At 65.4% G+C, this 23,908-nt stretch carries 18 protein-coding genes and 1 other RNA gene; 18 read left to right on the top strand and 1 reads right to left on the bottom strand.

All coding sequences use genetic code 11. The features are described 5' to 3' along the window. Positions 1-112 precede the first annotated feature (112 nt). From rnpB to lpxC, 16 genes are all read left to right on the top strand, one after another. An RNA gene (gene rnpB / locus MHZ91_RS19265) (RNase P RNA component class A) lies at positions 113-518 on the top strand. Positions 519-874: 356 nt separating this feature from the next. Continuing rightward, on the top strand, positions 875-1,303 hold the full coding sequence (gene mraZ / locus MHZ91_RS19260; protein WP_056322651.1) for a division/cell wall cluster transcriptional repressor MraZ: 429 nt from the start codon (positions 875-877) through the stop codon (positions 1,301-1,303). 7 nt (positions 1,304-1,310) lie between these two features. Next, entirely contained in the window at positions 1,311-2,408 is a 1,098-nt protein-coding gene (gene rsmH / locus MHZ91_RS19255) for a 16S rRNA (cytosine(1402)-N(4))-methyltransferase RsmH (protein ID WP_175139419.1), read from the top strand. After that, a complete protein-coding gene (gene ftsL / locus MHZ91_RS19250) occupies positions 2,408-2,701 on the top strand; it encodes a cell division protein FtsL (protein WP_056569320.1) in 294 nt (97 codons plus the stop codon). The genes rsmH and ftsL overlap by 1 nt, the downstream gene beginning before the upstream one ends. Next, positions 2,698-4,428 carry a penicillin-binding protein 2 gene (locus MHZ91_RS19245; RefSeq protein WP_175125648.1) on the top strand — a complete coding sequence of 577 codons (1,731 nt, stop codon included), beginning with the start codon at positions 2,698-2,700 and terminating at the stop codon, positions 4,426-4,428. Before ftsL ends, MHZ91_RS19245 begins: the two co-directional genes overlap by 4 nt. Further along, positions 4,425-7,280 (top strand): bifunctional UDP-N-acetylmuramoyl-L-alanyl-D-glutamate--2,6-diaminopimelate ligase MurE/UDP-N-acetylmuramoyl-tripeptide--D-alanyl-D-alanine ligase MurF, encoded by a 2,856-nt coding sequence (murF, locus tag MHZ91_RS19240; protein ID WP_239215235.1) that lies wholly within the window; start codon positions 4,425-4,427, stop codon positions 7,278-7,280. The genes MHZ91_RS19245 and murF overlap by 4 nt, the downstream gene beginning before the upstream one ends. Continuing rightward, positions 7,270-8,439, top strand: coding sequence for a phospho-N-acetylmuramoyl-pentapeptide-transferase (gene mraY, locus MHZ91_RS19235; RefSeq protein ID WP_105237357.1), 1,170 nt, complete (start codon positions 7,270-7,272; stop codon positions 8,437-8,439). The genes murF and mraY overlap by 11 nt, the downstream gene beginning before the upstream one ends. Continuing rightward, on the top strand, positions 8,436-9,968 hold the full coding sequence (murD, locus tag MHZ91_RS19230) for a UDP-N-acetylmuramoyl-L-alanine--D-glutamate ligase (RefSeq protein ID WP_239215233.1): 1,533 nt from the start codon (positions 8,436-8,438) through the stop codon (positions 9,966-9,968). Before mraY ends, murD begins: the two co-directional genes overlap by 4 nt. Positions 9,969-10,023: 55 nt before the next feature. Further along, entirely contained in the window at positions 10,024-11,217 is a 1,194-nt protein-coding gene (ftsW, locus tag MHZ91_RS19225) for a putative lipid II flippase FtsW (RefSeq protein ID WP_175139416.1), read from the top strand. Continuing rightward, entirely contained in the window at positions 11,214-12,290 is a 1,077-nt protein-coding gene (gene murG / locus MHZ91_RS19220) for an undecaprenyldiphospho-muramoylpentapeptide beta-N-acetylglucosaminyltransferase (protein WP_218345029.1), read from the top strand. The genes ftsW and murG overlap by 4 nt, the downstream gene beginning before the upstream one ends. Further along, entirely contained in the window at positions 12,287-13,693 is a 1,407-nt protein-coding gene (gene murC, locus MHZ91_RS19215; protein ID WP_175125638.1) for a UDP-N-acetylmuramate--L-alanine ligase, read from the top strand. Before murG ends, murC begins: the two co-directional genes overlap by 4 nt. Further along, complete coding sequence (locus MHZ91_RS19210; protein WP_175139415.1) at positions 13,690-14,640, top strand: D-alanine--D-alanine ligase; 951 nt, start codon at positions 13,690-13,692, stop codon at positions 14,638-14,640. The genes murC and MHZ91_RS19210 overlap by 4 nt, the downstream gene beginning before the upstream one ends. 12 nt (positions 14,641-14,652) lie before the next feature. After that, positions 14,653-15,477 carry a cell division protein FtsQ/DivIB gene (locus tag MHZ91_RS19205; protein ID WP_175125634.1) on the top strand — a complete coding sequence of 275 codons (825 nt, stop codon included), beginning with the start codon at positions 14,653-14,655 and terminating at the stop codon, positions 15,475-15,477. A gap of 4 nt (positions 15,478-15,481) precedes the next feature. Beyond that, entirely contained in the window at positions 15,482-16,708 is a 1,227-nt protein-coding gene (gene ftsA, locus MHZ91_RS19200; RefSeq protein WP_006217473.1) for a cell division protein FtsA, read from the top strand. A gap of 187 nt (positions 16,709-16,895) precedes the next feature. Further along, on the top strand, positions 16,896-18,080 hold the full coding sequence (gene ftsZ, locus MHZ91_RS19195) for a cell division protein FtsZ (protein ID WP_056320774.1): 1,185 nt from the start codon (positions 16,896-16,898) through the stop codon (positions 18,078-18,080). A 239-nt stretch (positions 18,081-18,319) separates the two neighbouring features. Beyond that, positions 18,320-19,243 (top strand): UDP-3-O-acyl-N-acetylglucosamine deacetylase, encoded by a 924-nt coding sequence (gene lpxC / locus MHZ91_RS19190; protein WP_056320776.1) that lies wholly within the window; start codon positions 18,320-18,322, stop codon positions 19,241-19,243. 216 nt (positions 19,244-19,459) lie between these two features. On the opposite strand, the gene MHZ91_RS19185 is transcribed toward lpxC, so the two are convergent. Continuing rightward, complete coding sequence (locus MHZ91_RS19185) at positions 19,460-19,867, bottom strand: DciA family protein (protein WP_175125683.1); 408 nt, start codon at positions 19,865-19,867, stop codon at positions 19,460-19,462. A 129-nt stretch (positions 19,868-19,996) separates the two neighbouring features. Here MHZ91_RS19185 and MHZ91_RS19180 point away from each other — a divergent pair, with 129 nt between their 5' ends. Together MHZ91_RS19180 and secA are read left to right on the top strand one after the other, a co-directional pair. Further along, the gene (locus tag MHZ91_RS19180) at positions 19,997-20,971 is read left to right on the top strand and encodes a M23 family metallopeptidase (RefSeq protein ID WP_175125681.1); all 975 of its coding nucleotides are present in this window, start codon (positions 19,997-19,999) and stop codon (positions 20,969-20,971) included. 190 nt (positions 20,972-21,161) lie between these two features. Then, complete coding sequence (secA, locus tag MHZ91_RS19175) at positions 21,162-23,897, top strand: preprotein translocase subunit SecA (protein ID WP_175125631.1); 2,736 nt, start codon at positions 21,162-21,164, stop codon at positions 23,895-23,897. Positions 23,898-23,908: the final 11 nt, after the last annotated feature.

Raw genomic sequence — 23,908 nt, 5'->3', positions numbered from 1 at the left:
TGGTGTCTGCGGCATCTAAGCGGATCAGCGCGTATTGTCGCAGGAACCCGCCCCGAGGTTCTTGCGGGCGCCCTGGGGACAGAGCGGACGGCTGTAATAGAATACGCACTGCAAGATGGGTCGGACGATCGCGGTGGGTGCAAGCCCATCGAGGAAGGTCCGGACTCCACAGGGCAGGGTAACGGCTAACGGCCGTCCGGTCGTGTCTTCGGGCATGGCTGAGGAATAGGACCACAGAGACGAGACTGCGGCGCGGGCGCGCTTTGCGCGCACTGATACGGCCATCTCCGTATTGCGCCGTCCGGCGACGGGCGGCGGCATCGCAGGGTGAAACGCGGCAACCTCTATCCGGAGCAACATCAAATAGGCATGCGTGCGGCCTCACGGCCGTGAAGGGCGGCTCCGTCCGAGCATGCGGGTAGATGGCTAGAGCGGCTCAGCAATGATCCGCGCAGAGGAATGATCGTCCGCCAGGGCAACCTGGTGTACAGAATCCGGCCTATAGACCCGTCTTGCACTGAATTTTCCCGGCGCGCGCGGATCTGGACGAGGCCGCGCGGCCGTCTGGCGCCCACCGCGCCAGTTGATTGCCACTTCCAGGGTCGCCCATTTGGCGGGAAGCCTCGCCAACGGGAAGGATCGACCCAGCCCCAGGCGGTAAACCGCAATCGTTAGGCGCTACTTCTTAAGTAGGACTTTTAGAGTATGTCGCAACCTCCTGATTTATTGGGAGGTTTTTCTTTTTGCGAATTTACAAGTTGATCTAAGTCCTTGTTGTGATTGAAAAAATTGCAACCGCTCGCTTGACCGCCCCTTTCCCATACCGTAGAGTGGGAAATAGTAGGAAATTGTGCAATTAAGTGGGGTAAATGTGGTGTTTCAGGGAAGCAGCGCGCTCACGCTGGATGCCAAGGGACGGATCTCCATTCCGACCCGGCATCGTGACGCGCTCATGTCGCAGGCCGAAGGCCGGCTGACCCTGACCCGCCATCCCGACGGCTGCCTGCTGGTGTATCCGCGACCGGAGTGGGAAAAGAAGCGCGAGCAGATCGCCGCTTTTCCGATGACGGCCCGCGCGCTGCAGCGGCTGTTGCTGGGCAACGCTCAGGACGTGGAACTGGACGGCTCCGGCCGGGTCCTGATCGCTCCTGAACTGCGCAACGCTTCCGGTATGACGCGCGATGTGATGCTGCTCGGTCTGGGCTCTCACTTCGAGCTGTGGGACGCCGCTACCCTGGCTAGCCGAGAGGCTGAAGACTTGGCCAAGGGTATGCCGGACGTGTTGAACCAGTTTTCGTTCTGAAAGAGTTATGGAATTCGAACATCGGCCCGTCCTCCTGGCGCCGACGGTGGACGCGCTTTTGCTGCCCGGTTTCGGCGGCAAGGGTGCGGCACGGTCGCAGCCGCAGGATGGGCAGGATGTGGCTACGCGAATCGAAAGCGGCGTCTTCGTAGACGGCACTTTCGGCCGGGGCGGCCACAGCCGCGAGTTGCTTGGCCGGTTGGGCAAGCACGCCCGGCTGGTCGTGTTTGACAAGGACCCGCAAGCCATTGCGGTCGCCAACGCGCTGGCGGCCGAGGATGCGCGGGTCACTGTGGTGCATGGGGGCTTTGCCACCATGGCCGAAGAATTGCAGCAGCGCGGCATCGGCAAGGTCGATGGCGTGATGCTGGATCTGGGCGTTTCGTCGCCTCAGATCGACGATGCCGAGCGCGGTTTCTCGTTCATGCGAGACGGCCCGCTCGATATGCGGATGGACACCACTCGTGGTCCCACGGTGGCGGATTGGCTGGCGCAAGCCAGTGTGGATGAGATGCGGGAGGTCATAGCGGATTATGGCGAAGAACGGTTTGCTTTTCAGGTTGCAAAGGCGATTGCTGCTCGCCGCGCAACAAGGCCGCTGCGCACCACGCTCGAGCTTGCCGAGTGCGTCGCCAGCGCCGTCCGCACGCGCGAAAAGGGGCAACATCCGGCCACACGCACCTTTCAAGCTTTACGGATTTACATCAATCGGGAACTCGAAGAGCTCGCGCGCACCCTCGCGTCAGCTTTAGACCTGCTTGCCCCGGGGGGGAGGTTGGCGGTGATCAGCTTTCATTCACTTGAAGACCGCATGGTCAAGCAGTGCATCGCGGCGGCGGCCAGGCCGGCTGCTGCGCATGCACGCCTGCCCCTGCGCGAAAGCGAAATGCCCCAACCTGTTGTGCGATCCCTGGGCAAAGTCGTGGCCGAGGACGACGAAGTCTCGACCAACGCCCGCGCCCGTTCCGCCATCCTGCGCGCGGCTGAACGTACGGAAACGCCGCTGCCCGCTGAGGGCGGCTTTGCATTTGTGAAGATCGGTTCGCTGCCCGGCAGCGACCTCGCCCCGCCGCCCCGGCGTGGCGGCAAGGGAGGGCGCCGCTGATGGGTCGCGTCAACCTGATCGTTGCGGCTTTGCTGATGCTGTCGGCCATTTCCCTGGTCACCAGCCGGTATCAGTCGCGCCAGCTCTTCGTGGAGCTGGGCCGCGATCAGGCGCATGCGCGCGACCTCGAAACCAACTGGCGGCGCCTGCAGCTTGAGCGCGCCGAGCTGGCCCGCAATGCGCGGGTCGACGCCATTGCGCGTGACGGTCTGAAGATGATTCCCATCGTCCCCGACCGTACGCTCTATATGAATCAGGCGCCCGTGCCCGCGGCCGCCGGAGGCACGCAATGAAGCGCGTGCCCTTCTTCGACAATCCCGTGCTGCGCGGAAGCTTGCCTACGTGGCGCGCCCGCCTGGTGCTGATCCTGCTGTTTGGCGGGTTTACCGTGCTGGCCGGCCGCGCGCTGTTCCTGCAAGGATTGTCGACGGAATTCCTGCAGCAGCAGGGCGAGCGCCGCTACGAGCGCACGCTGACGCTGGCCGCCACGCGCGGCAAGATCATGGACCGTAATGGTGCGGTGCTGGCATCGAGTGTGCCGGCGCGCGCCATCTGGGCGATTCCCGAAGACGTGAAGCAGGCCACGCCCGCGCAGCTGGATTCGCTGGCCAAGCTGCTGGACACGCCGGCGGGCGATCTGCGCCGCCGCCTCGTCGACGAGGACAAGAACTTCGTGTACCTGAAGCGCCAGGTCTCGATGGACGTGGCCGACAAGATCAAACAGCTGGGCTTGCCGGGCGTGCACCAGCAGCCCGAAACCCGCCGCTACTACCCGGACGGCGACGTGATGGCCCACGTGGTGGGCTTCAATAGCGTCGAGGACCAGGGGCAGGAAGGCGTCGAGCTGACGTTCAACCAGCAGTTGTCGGGCCGACCGGGAAGCCGCCGTGTCATCAAGGATCGGCTGGGCCGCGTCATCGAAGACGTGCAGGCCGTCACGTTGCCGGTTGATGGCCGGGACTTGCGCCTGTCCATTGACACGCGCCTGCAGTACCTGGTGTTCAAGGAACTGAAGGACGCCATGGACAAGCACCGCGCCAAGGGCGCGACGGCCGTGGTGGTGGATGTGCACACGGGCGAGATCCTGGCGCTGGCCAACGTGCCGACCTTCGATCCGAACAACCGCGAAACCTTCCATGGCGCCAACCTGCGCAACCAGGCGATCACGGATACGTTCGAGCCGGGCTCGATCATGAAGCCCTTTACCGCAGCGCTGGCGCTGGACCTGGGCCGCATCAGCACGTCGACGCAGTTCGAGACGGGCAACGGCCGGTTCACGTATCAGGGCAGCACGATCAGCGACGTGAGCCGCAACGGCACGCTGGATGTGGCGGGCGTGCTGCGCAAGTCCAGCAACATCGGCATGACGATGATCTCCGAGAAGCTGGAATCCCGTGAAATGTGGGATCGCTTCACCGAATTGGGTCTCGGCCAGGCGCCGCAAGTGGGATTCCCCGGCGCCGCGCCCGGCCGTCTGCGTCCGTGGGAACGCTGGCGCCTGATCGAAAAGGCCACGATGGCCTACGGCTACGGCCTGTCCGTGTCGCTGCTGCAAGTGGCGCGCGCCTATACCGTCTTTGCACGTAACGGCGACATGGTGTCGCTGACGCTGGTCAAGCGCGATAGCGATCCGACCAGCGTCAAGATCTACACGCCCAAGACGACCGCGCTGGTGCGCGCCATGCTGGAGGCCGCCACCGGCCCCGATGGCACGAAGGCCGCGCAGGTGCAGGGCTACCGCGTGGCGGGCAAGAGCGGCACCGCGCGCAAGATCGTGGACGGCAAGTACAGCACGCAACGTTACCGCAGCTCGTATGTGGGTTTTGCCCCGGTGTCGGATCCCAAGATCGTGGTGGCCGTGTCCATCGACGAACCGACGATCGGCGGCTATTACGGCGGCGCCATTGCCGCGCCCGTGTTCTCCCATATCGTGGGGGGGAGCCTGAGGCTGATGGGGGTGCGGCCCGACGCACCGTTTGAATCCACGATTGTTGCTGGTATCAAGGAGCCAGGCAGATGAGCGCCAACGGCTTCCACTCTTCCCCTGCCGCCACGGTTGCCGAGACCGTGGCGTGGTTGCATGAGCGCGTGTCGTTGACCGCGCATCTCAAGCTGGACTCGCGCGACATCGAGCCGGGCGACGTGTTCGTTGCTTGCCCGGGACTGTCGAGCGACGGCCGGCTCTATATAGATAAGGCGTTGGCGCTGGGCGCCAGCGCCGTGCTGTTCGAAGCGCCTGCCACCGATGCCGTACAAGCCGCGTCGGCCGGCACGCCCATGCTTGCGGTGACCGGCCTGCGCTCGCTGCTGGGCGAACTGGGCGACACCTGGTATGGCCGTCCGTCGGCGGCGCTGGCCGTGGTTGCGGTGACCGGCACTAACGGCAAGACGTCGTCGGTGCAATGGATTGCCCACGCGCTGAGCCGCAACGACAAGGCTTGCGGCACCATCGGCACGCTGGGCGCCGTGCTGCCCGACGGCCAGACGCTGGGCGGCAGCCTGACGACGCCGGATGTGCTGACTGTGCACCGCACGCTGGCCGCGATGCGCGACGCCGGCGCGAAGGCCGTGGCCATGGAGGCCTCGTCGATCGGCATCGAGCAGGGCCGCATGGACGGCGTGCGCGTGGCGCTGGCCGCCTTCACGAATCTGACGCGTGACCATCTGGACTATCACGTCACGATGGAGCGCTACGAAGCGGCCAAGGCGCGCCTCTTCCGCTGGCCCGGCCTGACCGCCGCGGTGATCAACGCCGACGATGAAGCCGGGCGGCGGATGCTGGCCAGCCTGCCGGACGGCGTGACGCCGATGAGTTACAGCCTGAGCGACGATCCTGAAATTCCGGCCGCCATGCGAGCGCGGGACCTGCAGGCAACGTCGCAAGGCCAGATCTTTACGCTGGTGTCGCCGCATGGCGAAGCCCAGATCGTGACCCGCCTTTTGGGCGCGCACAACGTTTCGAACCTGCTGCTGGTGGCGGGCGTGCTGTACAAGCTGGGCCTGCCGTTTGCGCAGATTGCGCGTGAACTGGCGGCGACGGATCCCGTCGATGGCCGTCTGCAGACCGTGGAACCGGCAGTGAGCTTGCCAGCGCATATGGCACGCGGTCCGCTGGTGGTGGTGGACTACGCCCACACGCCGGACGCGTTGTCCCGTGCGCTGCTGGCGCTGCGTGCCGTGGCCACGGCGCGTTCCGGCCGCCTGGTCTGCCTGTTCGGCTGCGGCGGTGAGCGCGATCCGGGCAAGCGTCCGGTGATGGGCGCCATTGCCGCGGAGCTGGCTGACCACGTGGTGGTGTCCAGCGACAACCCGCGCACCGAATCGCCCGAGGCGATCGTCCAGCAGATCCTGGCCGGCGTGCCCGAAACGGCGCATGCCGACGTGCAGGTCGATCGCGCGCGCGCCATCTTGCAGACCATCTGGGCGGCGTCGCCGGAAGACGTGGTGCTGCTTGCCGGCAAGGGTCACGAAACCTATCAGGACATCGGTGGCGAGAAGCTGCCTTTCGACGATCGGGAATGGGCGCGCGTGGCGCTGCTGCTGCAGCAGACGCCCGGCGTGTCCACCGATACGCGCCGCATCGGCGAAGGCGAACTCTTCGTCGCGCTGGTGGGCGAGAATTTCGACGCGCACGACTACCTGGATCAGGCAGCTTCGCGCGGCGCTTGCGCGGCGCTCGTCGCGCACCAGGTTGCCGATGCCGGATTGCCGCAGCTTGTCGTGGGCGATACGCGCGTGGCGCTGACGCGCATCGGCGCCGCCTGGCGTGCCCGGTTCCTGCTGCCGGTGGTGGCGGTGACCGGCAGCAACGGCAAGACGACCACCAAGGAAATGATCTCCGCGATGCTCGCCGAATGGCAGGGCGACGCGGGGCGCCTGGCTACGGCCGGCAACCTGAACAACGACATCGGCGTGCCGCTGACCTTGCTGCGCCTGCGCGCGGGTCATCGCGCCGCCGTGTTCGAGCTGGGCATGAACCACCCCGGTGAAATCGCGCAGCTTGCCGCCATTGCCGCGCCTACCGTGGCGCTGGTCACGAACGCGCAGCGCGAGCACCAGGAATTCATGCACACCGTCGAAGCGGTCGCGCATGAGAACGGCGCCGCGATTGCCGCATTGCCGGCCGATGGCGTCGCCGTGTATCCCGGAGACGAGCCCTACGCAGCCATCTGGGACGCGTTGGCCGCGCCGCGCCGCGTGCTGCGGTTCGGCCTGCAGCCCGGCCTGGACGTCTACGCGGAACAGATCATCGCGGAAGTCGACGCCACGCGCTGCCGTGTCGTGACGCCGGTCGGCGTTGCCGATCTGACGCTACCGGTGGCGGGATTGCACAACCTGCGCAACGCGCTGGCCGCCATCGCCAGCGCCATTGCAGCGGGCGCGCCGCTCGAGATCGCGGTGCGTGCGCTGGCGGGATTCAGCCCGGTGGCCGGCCGCATGCAGCACAAGCGAATGAGTGACGGAACGTTGCTCATCGATGACACCTACAATGCCAACCCCGATTCGGTCCGCGCAGCCATCGACGTGCTTGCGCGCATCGGCGGCACGCGCGTCCTGGTCTTGGGCGACATGGGCGAAGTCGGGGACAACGGCCCCGCCATGCACGTCGAGGTGGGCAATTACGCGCGCGAGCATGGGCTCGACGCATTCATCACGCTAGGCGAAGCCAGCCGGGCGGCAGCTGCCGCATTCGGCGCTGGCGCGCACGCCTGCGCATCGGTAGACGAAGTCGTTGCCGCCTTGCGCGGCTTGCGCCCGTCCTGCGTATTGGTAAAAGGATCGCGCTTTATGCGCATGGAGCGGGTAGTGACGGCTTTTTCTTTGAATGACGGTACGGCAGCCGCAGGGCAGGGAGAGCAGCATGCTGCTTGAGATCGCCCGCCTGCTTTCCGACGATGTGCGCGCGCTGGGCGTGTTCGAATACATCACCCTGCGCGCCGTGTTGGCGTGCGCGACGGCGCTGGTGATCGGCCTGGTGGCCGGTCCGCGCGTCATCCGCAAGCTGACCGAAATGAAAATCGGCCAGGCTGTGCGCACGTACGGTCCCGAATCGCATCTGGTCAAGACCGGCACGCCGACCATGGGCGGCGTGTTGATCCTCATCTCCATCGCCATCAGCACCTTGCTGTGGGCGGATTGGACGAATCGCTTCGTGTGGGTCGTGCTGCTGGTGACCTTCGGGTTTGGCTGGATCGGCTGGCGTGACGACTACCGCAAGGTGGTCTATCGCGATCCCGAAGGCATGCCGGCGCGTCAAAAATTCTTCTGGCAAGCCACCATCGGCATGGTGGCTGCGGTGTATCTGGCGTTCGCGGTGTCCGCGCCCGCCAACACCGAACTCTGGCCCCTGTTCAAGGCCTGGGTGGGCAGCGGCTTCACGATGGCGCTACCGACGCGTGCCGACCTGATCGTCCCGTTCTTCAAGACCGTGAGCTATCCGCTGGGCGTGCTGGGTTTCGTGGCGCTGACCTGGGCTGTGATCGTCGGCACCAGCAACGCCGTGAACCTGACCGATGGGCTGGATGGCCTGGCCATCATGCCCACCGTGATGGTCGGCAGCGCGCTGGGCATCTTCGCCTACGTGGTCGGTCGCGTGGACTATTCGAAGTACCTGCTGTTTCCGTACATCCCCGGCGCATCGGAATTGATGGTGCTGTGCGCGGCGATCGGGGGCGCGGGGCTCGCATTTTTATGGTTCAACGCGTATCCGGCGCAAGTGTTCATGGGCGACGTCGGCGCGCTTGCGTTGGGCGGTGCGTTGGGCACGATTGCGGTCATCGTGCGCCAGGAAATCGTGCTGTTCATCATGGGTGGCGTGTTCGTCGTCGAGACGCTTTCGGTGATGATCCAGGTGACCTGGTTCAAGTACACGAAGCGACGTTATGGAACAGGTCGACGCATTTTCCGAATGGCCCCGTTGCATCATCACTTTGAAGTGGGCGGCTGGAAGGAAACCCAGGTGGTCGTGCGTTTCTGGATCATCAGCATGATGCTGGTGCTGATTGGCCTCTCTACGCTGAAGTTGCGATGAACATGATGGAATCCTCCCGCGCTGACGCGCCGCTCGTGCTGATCCTCGGATTGGGCGAGACGGGCGTCGCTGCCGCACGCTGGTGCGCCCGCCTGGGCGCCCGCTTGCGCGTGGCCGACACGCGCTCGGAACCGGGAGGTCTGGCCGCGCTGCGCGAAGCGTTGGCGCAAAACGAAGTGGAATACCGGCTGGGCTGCGACGAGTCGTTTGCCACCGATCTGCTGGATGGCGTGTCGCAGGTCGTGTTGAGCCCGGGTCTGGCGCCCTCGCAGGCGCCCGCCGCCGACGTGCTGCGCGAGGCCGAGGCCCGCGGCATTGAAATCGTCGGCGAGATCGAACTGTTTGCCCGCGCGCTGGCGGATCTGGCCGCCGATCGCGAGTATCGCCCGCGTCTGCTGGCCGTGACCGGCACCAATGGCAAGACCACCGTCACCGCGCTGACGCGGCAACTGGTCGAAGCCAGCGGGCTGACGGTCATCGCTGCCGGCAACATCAGCCCTGCTGCGCTGTCCGCGCTGATGGACGCGCTGGACACGGACGCGCTGCCGCAGGTGTGGGTGCTTGAACTGTCCAGCTTCCAGCTTGAAACGACGCGCACGCTGATGGCCGATGCGGCCGTCGTGCTGAACGTGACCCAGGATCACCTGGACTGGCACGGCGGCATGCAGGCCTATGCCGATGCGAAGGGCCGCCTGTTGAAGATGGCGCGTATCGCCATCGTCAATCGCGACGATCCGCTGACCGTTGATATGGTGTCGTCGCTGAACGCCATGAACGTGCGCAGCTTTGGCCGCGATGTGCCTGAGCTGGTGGGCGACATGGGCCTTGAACTGGGACAGGGCGTAGCGTGGCTGACGGCCTGCGAGTCCAACGATTTCGATGAGCCGGCACCGCCCACGCGGCGCAAGAAGGACGCGCCCGAACCGGTGCGCGCCAAGGGCCGCATGAGCCGCCTCATGCCCGTGGACGCACTGCGCATCCGCGGCATCCACAATGCGCTGAACGCGCTGGCCGCGTTGCAGCTTGCCCGCTGCCTGGATCTGGGCTGGGGCGCCATGCTGCGCGCGCTTCGCGACTACGCGGGCGAGCCGCATCGCGCCGCCTTCGTGCGCACCATTGGCGGCGTGGACTACATCAATGACAGCAAGGGCACCAACGTGGGCGCCACCGTGGCCGCGCTGGAAGGCCTGGGCCAGCCCGTGGTGCTGATCGCCGGCGGCCAGGGCAAGGGCCAGGATTTTTCGCCGTTGATTCCCGTCGTCTCGCGCCATGCGCGCGCGGTGATGCTGATCGGCCTGGATGGCCCGGAGATCGGCCGCGTGCTGGAGCCGACCGGCGTCAAGTGCCTGACTGTCGAGACCTTGCGCGACGCCGTGCGCGGTGCGGCCGAACTGGCGCAGCCGGGCGACGCCGTGCTGTTGTCGCCGGCGTGCGCCAGCCTGGACATGTTCCGCAATTACCCGCATCGCGGGCAGGTGTTCGTGGAAGAGGTCGAAGACCTGGCCCGCGACCGTGGAGAGGTGGCATGAACCGCAACGCCGCCTCCTGGGCGAATTCCGTGGCGCGTGGCGCCGAGGCCGCACAATGAGCCTGATCGCCGACCTGACCGCCAGCGTCAATGCCGTACGGCCCGGCCGTACCCGCATGCGCAACTTCGACATGCCGCTCGTGATCGCGGCGTCGACGTTGCTGCTGCTCGGCCTGCTGATGGTGTATTCGGCATCGATCGCGCTGGCCGATGGCCCGCGTTATGCGTCCTATGGCCGCTATTACTTCGTGATCCGCCACGGCCTGTTCGTCAGCGCGGGCCTGGTCGGCGCCGCCATCGTGCTGTCGATCCCCATCCGGGTCTGGCAGCGTCTGGCCGTGCCGCTTTTCGTGGTGACGATGGTGTTGCTGGTGGCGGTGCTGATTCCGGGCATCGGCCGCGAAGTCAACGGCGCGCACCGCTGGATCCCGCTGGGTCCGCTGAATTTCCAGCCGTCCGAGCTGATGAAGCTTGCCGCCTTGCTTTACGCGGCCGACTACACCGTGCGCAAGCAGGAGCACATGCAGGCCTTTGCCCGCGGCTTCCTGCCGATGGCGTTCGCGCTGGCCGGCGTCGGCATGCTGCTGCTCCTCGAGCCCGACCTGGGCGCGTTCATGGTGATCGTGGCCATTGCCATCGGCATCCTGTTCTTGGGCGGCATCAACGGCAAATATTTCAGCAGCCTGCTCGCCGTGCTGGTGGGCACGTTCCTGATGCTGATCTGGCTGTCGCCGTGGCGTCGTGCGCGGCTGTTCGCCTACCTGGACCCCTGGAACGAAGACAACGCCTACGGCAGCGCGTACCAGCTGTCGCACTCGCTGATTGCGCTGGGTCGCGGTGAATGGTTCGGCGTGGGCCTGGGCGCCAGCGTGGAAAAACTGCATTACCTGCCCGAGGCGCACACCGACTTCCTGATGGCGGTGGTGGGCGAGGAACTGGGCTTTGCCGGCGTCATGCTGGTGATCACGCTGTTCGCCATCATCGTGTACCGCGGATTCGACATCGGCCGTCAGGCCATCGCCATGGAGCGCACGTTCGCCGGCCTGGTCGCGCACGGCGTGGCCATGTGGTTCGGCGTGCAGTCGTTCATCAACATGGGCGTGTGCCTGGGCCTGCTGCCCACCAAGGGCCTGACGCTGCCCCTGATGAGCTACGGCGGTTCGGGCGTGGTGATGAACCTGTGCGCGCTGGCGATGCTGATCCGGGTCGACGTGGAAAACCGCATCATGATGCGCGGGGGACGGGTATGACCGCCGCTCGCACGATCCTGATCATGGCCGGTGGCACCGGCGGTCATATCATGCCGGGTCTCGCCGTGGCCGACGTGCTGCGCGAGCGCGGCTGGCGCGTGCTGTGGCTGGGCAATCCCGAAAAGATGGAAGGCCGCCTCGTGCCGCCGCGCGGCATCGAACTGGTGCCGCTGCGCTTCCAAGGCGTGCGCGGCAAGGGCGCGTCCGCGTTGCTGAAGCTGCCGTTCCTGCTGCTGCGCGCGTTCGCGCAAGCGTGGTCGCGGCTGTCCGACGTGCGTCCCGACGTGGTGTTGGGCATGGGCGGTTACGTGGCATTTCCGGGCGGTGTGATCGCGGCGCTGCGCGGCACGCCGCTGGTCGTGCACGAACAGAATGCCGTCGCCGGCACCGCCAACAAGTGCTTGGCGAAGATGTCGCGCCGTGTGCTGAGCGGATTTCCTGGCGTGCTGCCCAAGGGCGAAGCCATGGGCAACCCGGTGCGCGCCGACCTGTGCGCCTTGCCGGATCCCGCCGAACGCTATGCCGGCCGCACCGGTCCGCTGCGCGTGCTGGTGGTGGGCGGCAGCCTGGGGGCGCAAGCCTTGAACACCACCGTGCCGCAGGCGTTGGCGCGTCTGCCGCTCGAGAACCGGCCGACGGTCGTCCACCAGGCCGGTGAACAACATTTGCCGGCGCTGCAACAGGCCTACGCCCAGGCGGGTGTGCAGGCCGATTGCCGCGCTTTCATCGACGACATGGCGGGCGCCATGGCCGACGCCGATCTGCTCATCTGCCGCGCAGGCGCCATGACGGTGTCCGAAGTGGCGGCCGCCGGCGTCGCGGCGCTGTTCGTGCCGTTCCCCCACGCCATCGATGACCACCAGACTGCCAACGCGCGCTTCCTGAGCGACGCGCAGGCCGCCTGGCTGCAGCCGCAGACCGCCCTGACGCCCGAGTGGCTGGCGGACTGGCTGAGCCAGCGCACCCGACAAGAACTCGAGGCTGTCGCCGTCCGGGCCCGCGCGCATGCGCGTCCCGACGCGGCCGCCCATATCGCCGACGTCTGTGAACAAGCAGCGGGGCGTTCATCATGAAACACAGAATTCAACATATCCATTTTGTAGGCATCGGCGGTTCGGGCATGAGCGGCATTGCCGAAGTGCTGCTGAACCTGGGCTACGACATCAGCGGTTCCGACCTGAACGAGTCGGCGGTGACGCGCCGCCTGGCCGGCCTGGGCGTGAAGATCGCGATCGGCCATGCCGCCAGCAACGTCACGGGCGCCAGCGCCATCGTCACCTCCACCGCGGTGGCGGGCGACAATCCCGAAGTGATCGCGGCGCGCTCTGCGCGTATTCCGGTGGTGCCGCGCGCCATCATGCTGGCCGAGCTGATGCGCTTGAAGCGCGGCATCGCCGTGGCTGGCACGCACGGCAAGACCACCACGACCAGCCTGGTCGCCAGCGTGCTGGCGGCGGGCGACCTGGACCCCACGTTCGTGATCGGCGGCCGCCTGAATTCGGCGGGCGCCAATGCGCGGCTGGGGCAGGGCGACTACATCGTGGTCGAGGCCGACGAGTCGGACGCCTCGTTCCTGAACCTGCTGCCCGTGATGGCCATCGTGACCAATATCGATGCCGATCACATGGACACCTACGGGCACGACGTGGCGCGGCTCAAGAGTGCGTTCATCGAATTCACGCAGCGCCTGCCGTTCTATGGCAGCGCCGTGCTGTGCTCGGACGACGCGAACGTGCGCGAGATCATGCCGTTCGTGTCGCGTCCCATCACGACCTACGGCCTGAACGAGGAAGCGCAGGTGCGTGCCTATGAGGTGCAGCCTGACGGCACGCGCATGCGCTTTAACGTGCAGCGCACTCACCGCGACACGCTGTTGCCGCCCCTGAACGTCGAACTGAATCTGCCCGGCCTGCATAACGTGCGCAACGCGCTGGCCGCGATCGCCGTGGCGACCGAGCTGGGCGTGTCCGACGCTGCCATCTGCGAGGCGCTGCGCGCGTTCAAGGGCGTGGGCCGCCGCTTCACGCAGACGGGCGAATTTCCGGTGCCGGCCAACCACGGCGGCGGCACGTTCACGGTGATCGACGATTACGGCCACCATCCGGTCGAAATGTCGGCAACGCTGGCCGCGGCGCGCGGCGCCTGGCCCGACCGTCGCATCGTGCTGGCCTTCCAGCCGCACCGCTACACGCGGACGCGCGATTGCTTCGAGGATTTCGTGCGCGTGTTGGGCACGGCTGACGCCGTCCTGCTGACCGAGGTCTATGCCGCTGGCGAACCGCCGCTGGTCGCCGCTGACGGACGTGCCCTGTCGCGCGCGTTGCGCGTGGCCGGCAAGGTCGAGCCGGTGTTCGTGGAAGACGTGGCGGAGCTGCCGCAGACGGTTGTGGATTTCGTGCGCGATGGCGACGTCGTCATCGTGATGGGGGCGGGTTCGATCAGCAAGGTCCCCGCCCAGGTGGGAGAGCTGGCATGAGCAAGCAATTCGGCAAGGTGGGTGTGTTGTACGGCGGCCGGTCCGCCGAACGTGAAGTTTCGCTCATGTCCGGCAAAGGCGTGCACGAGGCGCTGACCAGCGCCGGCGTGGACGCGCACCTGTTCGACACCGGCGAGCGCAGTCTTGCCGAACTGGCCGATCAAGGCTTTGACCGTGTGTTCATCGCGCTGCACGGCCGTTACGGCGAAGACGGCACCCTGCAGGGCGCGCTGGAACTGTTGGGCATTCCTTACACGGGCAGCGGCCCGATGGCCTCGGCACTGGCCATGGACAAGACCATGACCAAGCGCATCTGGCTGCAGCATGGCCTGCCCACGCCCGACTTTGAAGTGCTGGACGCCGATACCGAACTGCGCCTGGTCCCCGACCGCCTGCAACTGCCGCTGATCATCAAGCCGCCGCATGAGGGCTCGACCGTGGGCATCACCAAGGTCGTCGGCTACTCAGACATGAAGGAAGCCTACGCCGCAGCCGCGCAGTACGACAGCGAGGTCCTGGCCGAGCAATTCATCACTGGGCGCGAGCTGACCGTGGCCGTGCTGGGCTCGGGCAAGGCGGCGCGCGCGCTGCCGGTGATCGAGATCGCGGCGCCGGGCGGCAACTACGACTACGAACACAAGTATTTCTCCGACGACACGCAGTATTTCTGCCCGGCCGCCTTGCCCGCGGACGTTGCTGAAGAAGTCGCGCGGATTGCCGTCAAGGCGTATCAGACGCTGGGCTGCGAGGGCTGGGGCCGCGCGGATTTCATCCTCGATGCCGACAACCGGCCCTGGCTGCTTGAAATGAATACCTCGCCCGGCATGACCGGCCACTCCCTGGTGCCCATGGCCGCGAAGGCCGTGGGGATCAGCTATGCAGAATTGTGCGTGGCCATCCTGTCCGAGGCCTCGTGCAAGGTGCACGGCCACGCCCGCAACGCTTGATCTGGATACTCCGTGTGGAACGACGCTCGTACTACCAACCTGATCGCCAACACGCTCGCCGTGCTGGCGGTTGCCGCCATGCTCATCGCGGGCGTGGTGTGGGTAGCGCAACGTCCGTATTTCACGCTGTCGGCGATCGAGCTGGAATCGATGCCGGACACCGAACTGCACTACGTGTCGACGGGCGCCGTGCGTTCGGCGATCGCGGGCCGCGTGAAGGGCAACTTCTTCACGGTGGACCTGGACGACGCGCGCGAGATCTTCGAATCGGTGCCCTGGGTCCGGCATGCCACCGTGCGGCGGATCTGGCCGAACGTGCTGCGTGTGCGCATCGAGGAACAGCAGCCCCTGGCGCTGTGGAACGAGAACCAGATGATCAACACCTGGGGCGAGGCGTTCACGGCCAACACGGGCGAGGTGGACGACGACACGGTGCTGCCGCAGTTCTCCGGACCCGACGGCACGGAAGCGCTGGTCGTGCAGCGCTACGCCGAGCTGGCGCGCTGGTTCGCGCCGCTGGACATGCATGTGGAACAGTTGGAACTGAGCCCGCGCTACGCCTGGCGCGTCGTGCTTTCCAACGGCATGCTGCTGGACCTGGGCCGGGATCCGGGCGCCGATGCGCCGGACCCGCACGGCCTGCCCGGCGCCTTGCCGTTCGCGGCTCGTATTCAACGCTTTGTGCAGGCGTGGCCCACCGTATCGGGGCGCCTGGTAGGGCGCACCGTCACGCAGGCCGACCTGCGCTATCCGAATGGTTTCGCCCTGGCGCTGGCCCCGTTGCCCGCGTCGGAAACCAAATCCAAATCCACACCGAAACCTCCCAAGAAACGCTAACGCCATGACCCGTGACATCAAGGACCTTATCGTCGCCCTCGATATCGGCACCAGCAAGGTGGTGGCTGTGGTGGCTGAAATCCTGCCTGAAGGCCGCTTCGAGGTGCTTGGCCTGGGCCAGCACGAATCGCGCGGCATGCGCAAGGGCGTGGTCGTCAATATCGAGACCACTGTGAATTCCATTCAGCGCGCGCTTGAAGAAGCCGAGCTGATGGCAGATTGCAAGATTCGAGACGTCTACACCGGCATCGCCGGCAGCCATATCCGCAGCTTCAATTCCAGCGGCATGGTCGCCGTGAAGGACAAGGAAGTCACCGCCACCGACGTCGCCCGCGTCATCGAGACCGCCAAGGCGGTGAACATCCCGACGGACCAGCAGGTGCTGCACGTGCTGACGCAGGAGTTCATCGTCGACGGCCAGGAAGACATCCGCGAGCCCATCGGGATGAGCGGCCTGCGCCTGGAAGTGCGCGTGCACATCGTGACCGGCGCCGTCAGCGCCGCGCAGAACATCGTCAAGTGCGTCCGCCGCTGCGGCCTGGAAGTGCAGGACCTGATCCTGCAGCCGCTCGCCTCCAGCCTGGCCGTGCTGACCGCCGACGAAAAGGAGCTGGGCGTCGTTCTCGTCGACATCGGCGGGGGCACGACCGACGTTGCCATCTTCACCGGCGGCGCAATCCGCCACACCGCCGTGCTGCCCATCGCCGGCGATCAGATCACCAACGACATCGCGGCGATGCTGCGCACGCCCACGCCCGATGCCGAAGAAATCAAGCTGCGCTACGGCGTCGCCAAGCAGGTGCTGGCCAGCCCGGACGAGTCCGTGGAAGTGCCGGGCCTGGGCGACCGCGGCCCGCGCCAAGTCAAGCGCCAGGCGCTGGGCGCGGTGATCGAGCCACGCGTCGAAGAACTGTTCACGCTGGTGCAGCAGGTGGTGCGCGATTCCGGCTACGAGGACCTGCTGGCTTCCGGCGTTGTCCTGACCGGCGGATCCGCGCAGCTGCCCGGCATGATCGAACTGGCCGAGGACGTGTTCCTCAAGCCGGTTCGCGTGGCGGTGCCCGAGTATGAAGGCAGCCTTGCCGACGTGATGCGCAATCCGCGTTTCTCGACGGTGATGGGGCTGCTGCAGGAAGCGCGCATGCAGCGTGTGCGTGGCCGCAAGGTGGCTGCGCAGACGGGCAACTTCAAGAGCCTGCTTGCGCGCATGAAAGAGTGGTTCATGAATTAAAGGGTGCAGGTTGGGGCCTGCTCCTTGGTGCGAACCGCGGCTGTCTAGCGGGGAGCGCCAGAAAGAGGAGGCGTCTCAAACCCGTAGCGGGCCTATGTAGCCGGCGTCGGCTTTGAGGCGATTCACAAAAGATAGGTTGTCGGGGAATTTTTGTGATTTGCAAATTCGGACTTGTGAGGGAGTCATCATGATGAACTTTGAGATGCTTGAGAACAACACCAAAGGGACCGTAATCAAGGTCGTTGGTGTGGGTGGTGCGGGCGGCAATGCCGTCGCGCACATGATTCGCAGCGGTGTGCACGGCGTGGATTTCATCTGCGCCAATACCGATGCGCAAGCGCTGGCGGCAACCAATGCGCCGGTGCAGATCCGCCTGGGCCGTACCGGTCTGGGCGCGGGCGCCAAGCCCGAGCAGGGACGCGCGTCGGCGGAAACCGCGCGTGAGGAAATCCGTGCCGCGCTGAACGGCGCGCACATGGTCTTCATCACCGCGGGCATGGGCGGCGGCACCGGTACCGGTGCAGGTCCGGTCGTGGCCGAAGTGGCGAAGGAACTGGGCATCCTGACCGTGGGCGTGGTCACGAAGCCTTTCTCCTTTGAAGGCAACAAGCGCCTGAAGATGGCCGAGGACGGTATCTCGGAACTGGCCAAGCACGTGCATTCGCTCATCGTGGTGCTCAACGAGAACCTGTATGAACTGATGGACGAGGACGCGACGCAGGAAGACTGCTTCCGTTCGGCCGACGACATCCTGCACAACGCGTGCGCGGGTATCGCCGAAATCATCAACGTCGAAGGCAACGTCAACGTCGACTTCGAAGACGTCAAGACGATCATGGGTGAGCAGGGCCAGGCCATGATGGGCACGGCGTCGGCATCGGGCGCGGATCGCGCACGTGTTGCCGCCGAGCACGCCATTGCTTGCCCGCTGCTGGAAGGCGTGGATCTGAACGGCGCGCGTGGCGTGCTGGTCAACATCACCGCCAGCCGCTCGCTGAAGATGCGCGAAACGCGCGAAATCATGGAAACGATCCGCAGCTACGCTTCGGACGACGCGACCGTGATCTTCGGCACCGCCTACGACGAGTCCATGGGCGAAAACCTGCGTGTCACGGTGGTTGCAACCGGCCTTGGCCGTGCGCAAGCCCGTCCGCAACTGGTGCAGAACACCGCTGAAGTGCTGCGCACCGGCACCGACAACATGCCCATGGGCACGATGCCGGCCGGCCAAGGCGGCGACTACCGCAATCTGGACATGCCGTCTGTCATGCGCAATCCGCGCAGCCAGGCGTCGGCCCAGGTGCGGGCGCTGGAAAGCTCGGGAATGGATCATTTCGACATCCCGGCCTTCCTGCGTAAGCAGGCGGACTGAACCTAGAGCCGGTCAACGGCTCTAACTGCACTCCCTCACTCCGGCTCGCCTGTCCCCACGGGCGAGCCGGAGGCAGAGCGGTCCGTGTTTCCCTTGCACGTTAAATAAGGGACGGAGGTTTCGGCCGATCAGAACGTCAGTTTGAATGGCGGCATGGATCGGACAGCGTTACAATACTTCGGTTACGCCGGCAATCCGTACTTATCTTGCCGGCTTCCGGGTTCAAAATTCCAAGTCTCATGTTCCGACAGCGCAGCATCCAGAATCTCGTCCGCACGACAGGCGTCGGCGTCCACTCAGGACGGCGGGTGGAGCTCACCCTGCGTCCGGCACAGCCCAATACCGGCATCGTCTTTCACCGGGTGGATCTGCCGCAGGTCGTCGACCTGCCCGCGCAAGCCACCGGCGTGGGCGACACCCGTATGGCGTCCGTGCTGCAACAGGGCAATGTTCGCGTGTCGACCGTGGAACATCTCATGTCGGCGTTGGCCGGCCTGGGTATCGATAACCTGCACGTCGACCTCACTGCCGAAGAAGTCCCCATCATGGACGGCAGCGCGGCGACGTTTGTTTATCTGTTGCGCTCGGCGGGCATCGTCGAGCAGAACGCGCCCAAGCAGTTCATCCGTGTGTTGAAGCCGGTGGAAGTGCGTGAAGGCGAAGGCCGCAACGAGAAATGGGCCCGGCTCGAACCCCATGAAGGGTACGCGCTGGCTTTCTCGATCGACTTCCGTCACCCCGCCATCGACTCCACGGCAAATTTCGCCGAAATCGATTTCGCCACGCATTCGTACGTTCGCGAAATCGCGCGGGCGCGCACCTTTGGTTTCGTGAATGAAGTCGAGGCCCTGCGGTCGATGGGCCTGGCCCGTGGCGGCAGCCTGGACAACGCCATCGTCATGGACGAGTACCGCGTGCTGAACAGCGACGGGCTGCGTTACGACGATGAATTCGTCAAGCACAAGATCCTGGACGCCATCGGCGACCTGTATCTGCTGGGCAAGCCGCTGGTGGCACGTTATGTGGCGTGCAAATCGGGCCACGGCCTGAACAACCAGCTTGCCCGCGCGCTGCTCGAGCAGCGCGACGCCTGGGAAATCGTCACGTACGAATCGCAGGCAGAAGCGCCCCAGGCGTTTCGCCATGAATGGAAACTGGCCTGACGCCAGGTTTCCGCTGAACCCGCGCACGGGGGCCACCCCCGGCTCAGCGCGGGTTTCTGCTTAGATACCCGCTTGGGTTTCTCCTTAGGGACGACGCTGGCCGTCATCCCCTCGCGCGATAGTCGCAATCCGGTAGCCAACCATCCGGCCATCGGTCTGAAAAGTTGGTTTCGCGACGTTTCCGGCCCTTTGAGTTGCCGGACAAAGTCGGGTTGCTCAGCTACTCTTGTGATGCTTCAAGAGCTTGGCGACGGCATCGGCCAACGGACCTGGCCGCAGATTGCCGTGCAGCGTTTCGAACGCACCCAGGGCCTTGTCATTCAGCGGCTGGGCCTCTGTGGGAGGGCGCGGCTGACGGGCGCCGGGCTTGGGTAACCCCGCTTGTACCTTGATGGCAATTTCGTTAAGGTTCCAGCCCTGGTCCGCCAGTGACCGCGCGATGCGCGGCGCCAATTGACGCATCTTGGCCGCATGCGCGGCGGTCGGCACCACCAGGTGCAGACACAGGTTTTCCAGCTTGGCGACCTGGCACACAGCACCCAGCGGGGCGGGCAATACCGCCGCCACCGCGTATTGAATTTGCAGATGCTTGCGGGCAGTCGCCAATACACCGGCGCCCCGCATGTCATGACCCAGCCATCCCAGGGCGGTATTTTCTACGCGCCGGCTGGTACTGGAACGTTGACGGTATGAAGCGGGTCTATTCATGCCGGCTTTAAAAGAATTAGGAAGCAAACCTTGAAGATCGTGATTATGCACGCCCGCGACGGGCAGGACGGGCATTTCACCCTGGGCGGCGCGCGACTGGCGTTGTTCCTGGGGGGCGCCTTGATTACCGCGGCCATTTTTGGCGCAGCGCTTCAACGATACATCACTCCGATCCTTCCCGCCGTCCACACGATGGGATGGCCGCTCTCTGAGCAGCCTGGGCGCGACGCCGATTTCCTGCGTGAAAACATGAACTTGCTGGCTTCGAAGGTCGGCGCGCTGCAGGCCAAGCTGGTCAGCATCGACGGCTTGGGCCAGCGCGTGGCCAAGGTGGCGGGCGTGGCCTACACCGACCCCGAATTGGCCCAGCAGCTGGCGTCGGCGCAGCCCGAGGCGCCGGCGCATCCCGAGGCCACGCAGGTCATGGACGACCTTTTTACCGACCATCCGCCGCCCAGCGCGGCGTCGGCCGAGGCGCTGGGCCGGCAGCTCGATGAGATCCAGGCACGGCTGTCGCAGCAGACTGACAACCTGAAGTTGCTGGACGCGGCGCTCACCAAGCGTTCGGCGGATCAGGCGCGCATGCCGACCGCCATGCCGATCACCGATTACCCCTATCTGTCGTCCTCGTATGGCTGGCGCCGCAACCCGGTGACGGGCCGCTCGGCCATGCACGAAGGGCTGGATTTCGCGGCGCCCTCCGGCACGCCGATTCTGGCCGCGTCCGGCGGCGTGGTGCTTGAGGCCAAGTGGGCGCCCGGCTTTGGCAACATGGTCGAGATCGACCACGGCGACGGCCTGATCACCCGCTACGCCCATGCGTCGTCGTTGCTGGTCAAGCAGGGCGATCTGGTCGAGCGCGGCCAGCAGGTCGCGCGCGTCGGCAGCTCTGGCCGATCCACCGGCCCGCACCTGCATTTCGAGGTCCGCCTTGCCGGACAACCGCTGGATCCGCGCCTCTTCCTGGGGCCGCAGCCTCAGCACGCGCCGCCCGCCGTCGCGCAGGCTGCCGCGCCTTGAACCCTTCGCGGGTTGGCCGGTCAAACCGGCCGACAGTGCTACCCTGGTCATAGGTCCAGGCTATTACGCTCCAGGTGCGTTAAACTGGTTCGTTTCCCGGCGGACCCCCGCTCAACCAATAACATCAAGTCACGGGTGACGCTGCCCCAAGCGCTTCGGGTGTGGTGTGGCTCGTGCGGCCGACATACGCATGGTTTCTCTGCTCAAAAAACTCATAGGTAGCCGCAACGACCGGCTGCTTAAGCAGTATCGCAAGCTGGTAACCCAGATCAATGGGCTCGAACCCAAGATCTCCGCGCTCTCCGACGCGGAACTGGCGGCCAAGACCGACGAATTCCGTTCCCGCCACGCCCAGGGCACGTCCCTGGACGATCTGCTTCCCGAAGCCTTCGCCGTTGTGCGCGAAGCCGGCAAGCGGGTGTTCGGCATGCGGCACTTCGACGTGCAGATGCTGGGCGGCATCGCCCTGCATAACGGCAAGATCGCCGAAATGCGCACGGGTGAAGGCAAGACGCTCATGGCGACGCTGCCCGTCTACCTGAACGCCATCGCCGGCAAGGGCGTGCACGTGGTCACGGTGAACGACTACCTGGCCCGCCGCGACGCCGAATGGATGGGCCGCCTGTACCGGTTCCTGGGCATGTCCACCGGCGTGGTGGTGCCGCAGCAGCCGAACGACGAAAAGAAGGCCGCGTACGCCGCCGACATCACGTACGGCACCAACAACGAATTCGGTTTCGACTACCTGCGCGACAACATGGAATTCCGTGTTGAAGACCGCCGCCAGCGCGTGCTGTTCTACGCCATCGTCGACGAAGTGGACTCGATCCTGATCGACGAGGCCCGCACGCCGCTGATCATCTCCGGCCAGGCCGAAGACCACACCGAACTCTACGTCCGCATGAACGCGGTGCCGCCGCTGCTGACGCGCATGGCGCACGAGCCCAAGCCGCAGGAGCCGGAACCCGAAGGCGATTACTGGGTCGACGAAAAGAGCCAGCAGGTCTACCTGTCGGAAGCCGGCCATGAACACGCCGAAGGCATTCTTGCCCGTCTGGGCATCCTGCCCGAAGGCGAATCGCTGTACGACCCGCGCCACATTGCGCTGATGCACCACCTGATGGTGGCGCTGCGCGCAAACACCCTGTTCTTCCGCGACCAGCAGTACGTCGTGCAAGACGGCGAAGTGGTGATCGTTGACGAATTCACGGGCCGCCTGATGGTGGGCCGCCGTTGGTCCGATGGCCTGCACCAGGCCGTGGAAGCCAAGGAAGGCGTGAAGATCCAGCACGAAAACCAGACGCTGGCGTCGATCACGTTCCAGAACTACTTCCGCATGTACGAAAAGCTGTCCGGCATGACCGGTACGGCGGACACGGAAGCCTACGAATTCCAGGAAATCTACGGGCTCGAAACGGTCATCATCCCGACCAACAAGCCCATGGTCCGTAAAGACCAGAACGACCAGGTCTTCAAGACCGACGGCGAAAAGTACAACGCCATCCTCGAAGACATCCGCGATTGCCACCAGCGCGGCCAGCCTGTGCTGGTGGGCACCACCAGCATCGAGAACTCCGAGCTGCTGTCGGGCCTGCTGAAAAAGGCCAAGCTGCCGCACGAGGTCCTGAACGCCAAGCAGCACGCCCGCGAAGCCGAGATCGTGGCCGAAGCCGGCAAGCCGGGCCACATCACGATCGCCACCAACATGGCCGGTCGCGGTACCGACATCGTGCTGGGCGGCAGCGTCGACAAGCAGGTCGACCTGATCCGCGCCGACGAATCGCTGTCCGAAGCCGAAAAGACGGCGCGCATCGAAAAGATCCGCGCCGAATGGAAGCCGCTGAACGATCAGGTCAAGGCTGCGGGCGGCCTGCGCATCATCGGCACCGAGCGCCATGAATCGCGCCGTATCGACAACCAGCTGCGCGGCCGTGCCGGCCGTCAGGGCGATCCGGGCTCGTCCCGCTTCTACCTGTCGCTGGAAGATTCGCTGATGCGCATCTTCGCGGGCGACCGCGTGCGCGCCATCATGGAACGCCTGAAGCTGCCCGAGGGCGAGCCCATCGAGGCCGGCATGGTCACGCGCTCGATCGAGACCGCGCAGCGCAAGGTCGAAGGCCGCAACTTCGACATCCGCAAGCAATTGCTGGAATACGACGACGTTTCCAACGACCAGCGCAAGGTGCTGTACTCGCAGCGCAACGACGTGCTGGAAGCCGCCAGCGTCAGCGCAACCGTGCAGAACCTGCGCGACGCCGCGGTGACCGATCTGTTCAACACGTACGTGCCGCCGGAATCGGTGGAAGAACAGTGGGACATCCCCGCGCTGCAGAAGGCGCTGGAAGCCGACTGGCACCTGCATCTGCCGCTGACCGAGATGCTGGAAAAAGAACCCAACCTGAACGACGAAGAACTGCGCGAACGCGTGGTGGCCGCGGCGCGCGATGCGTACCAGGCCAAGGTCGACCAGGTGGGCGAGGAATCGTGGTCGCAGTTCGAACGTTCGATCATGCTGCAGGCGATCGACACGCATTGGCGCGAGCACCTGTCGGCGCTGGATTACCTGCGTCAGGGCATCCATCTGCGCGGCTATGCGCAGAAGAACCCCAAGCAGGAATACAAGCGCGAAGCCTTCGAACTGTTCTCGGGCATGCTGGAACGCGTGCGCGACGACGTGGTGAAGGTGCTGATGACGGTGCGCGTGCAATCGTCGGAACAGGTCGAGCAGGCCGAAGCCGAAGCGGCGCAGTCGCATGTGCAGAACGTGCAGTATCACCACTCCGACTACGACGAGGCGCTGGCTTCCGATGCGCAGGAAACGGGTGCGCAACCCGCGCGCAACGCACTGCCCAAGGTCGGCCGCAACGATCCGTGCCCGTGCGGCAGCGGCAAGAAGTACAAGCAGTGCCACGGTAAGCTGGTCTGATAAAAGGGGTT

The sequence above is a fragment of the Achromobacter sp. ACRQX genome (genome assembly GCF_022346505.1).
GTDB lineage: Bacteria > Pseudomonadota > Gammaproteobacteria > Burkholderiales > Burkholderiaceae_B > Achromobacter > Achromobacter animicus.
This window is presented reverse-complemented; position numbering and strand designations above follow the sequence as displayed.

Excerpts from the sequence above, each read along its gene's own strand:
- secA (WP_175125631.1), top strand. The coding sequence starts at position 21,162 with ATGGTTTCTCTGCTCAAAAAACTCATAGGTAGCCGCAACGACCGGCTG.
- lpxC (WP_056320776.1), top strand. The coding sequence starts at position 18,320 with ATGTTCCGACAGCGCAGCATCCAGAATCTCGTCCGCACGACAGGCGTC.
- ftsA (WP_006217473.1), top strand. The coding sequence starts at position 15,482 with ATGACCCGTGACATCAAGGACCTTATCGTCGCCCTCGATATCGGCACC.
- murC (WP_175125638.1), top strand. The coding sequence starts at position 12,287 with ATGAAACACAGAATTCAACATATCCATTTTGTAGGCATCGGCGGTTCG.
- ftsL (WP_056569320.1), top strand. The coding sequence starts at position 2,408 with ATGGGTCGCGTCAACCTGATCGTTGCGGCTTTGCTGATGCTGTCGGCC.
- ftsW (WP_175139416.1), top strand. The coding sequence starts at position 10,024 with ATGAGCCTGATCGCCGACCTGACCGCCAGCGTCAATGCCGTACGGCCC.
- rsmH (WP_175139419.1), top strand. The coding sequence starts at position 1,311 with ATGGAATTCGAACATCGGCCCGTCCTCCTGGCGCCGACGGTGGACGCG.
- murF (WP_239215235.1), top strand. The coding sequence starts at position 4,425 with ATGAGCGCCAACGGCTTCCACTCTTCCCCTGCCGCCACGGTTGCCGAG.
- MHZ91_RS19185 (WP_175125683.1), bottom strand. The coding sequence starts at position 19,867 with ATGCGGGGCGCCGGTGTATTGGCGACTGCCCGCAAGCATCTGCAAATT.
- MHZ91_RS19245 (WP_175125648.1), top strand. The coding sequence starts at position 2,698 with ATGAAGCGCGTGCCCTTCTTCGACAATCCCGTGCTGCGCGGAAGCTTG.
- MHZ91_RS19180 (WP_175125681.1), top strand. The coding sequence starts at position 19,997 with ATGCACGCCCGCGACGGGCAGGACGGGCATTTCACCCTGGGCGGCGCG.
- ftsZ (WP_056320774.1), top strand. The coding sequence starts at position 16,896 with ATGATGAACTTTGAGATGCTTGAGAACAACACCAAAGGGACCGTAATC.
- murD (WP_239215233.1), top strand. The coding sequence starts at position 8,436 with ATGAACATGATGGAATCCTCCCGCGCTGACGCGCCGCTCGTGCTGATC.
- MHZ91_RS19210 (WP_175139415.1), top strand. The coding sequence starts at position 13,690 with ATGAGCAAGCAATTCGGCAAGGTGGGTGTGTTGTACGGCGGCCGGTCC.
- murG (WP_218345029.1), top strand. The coding sequence starts at position 11,214 with ATGACCGCCGCTCGCACGATCCTGATCATGGCCGGTGGCACCGGCGGT.
- mraY (WP_105237357.1), top strand. The coding sequence starts at position 7,270 with ATGCTGCTTGAGATCGCCCGCCTGCTTTCCGACGATGTGCGCGCGCTG.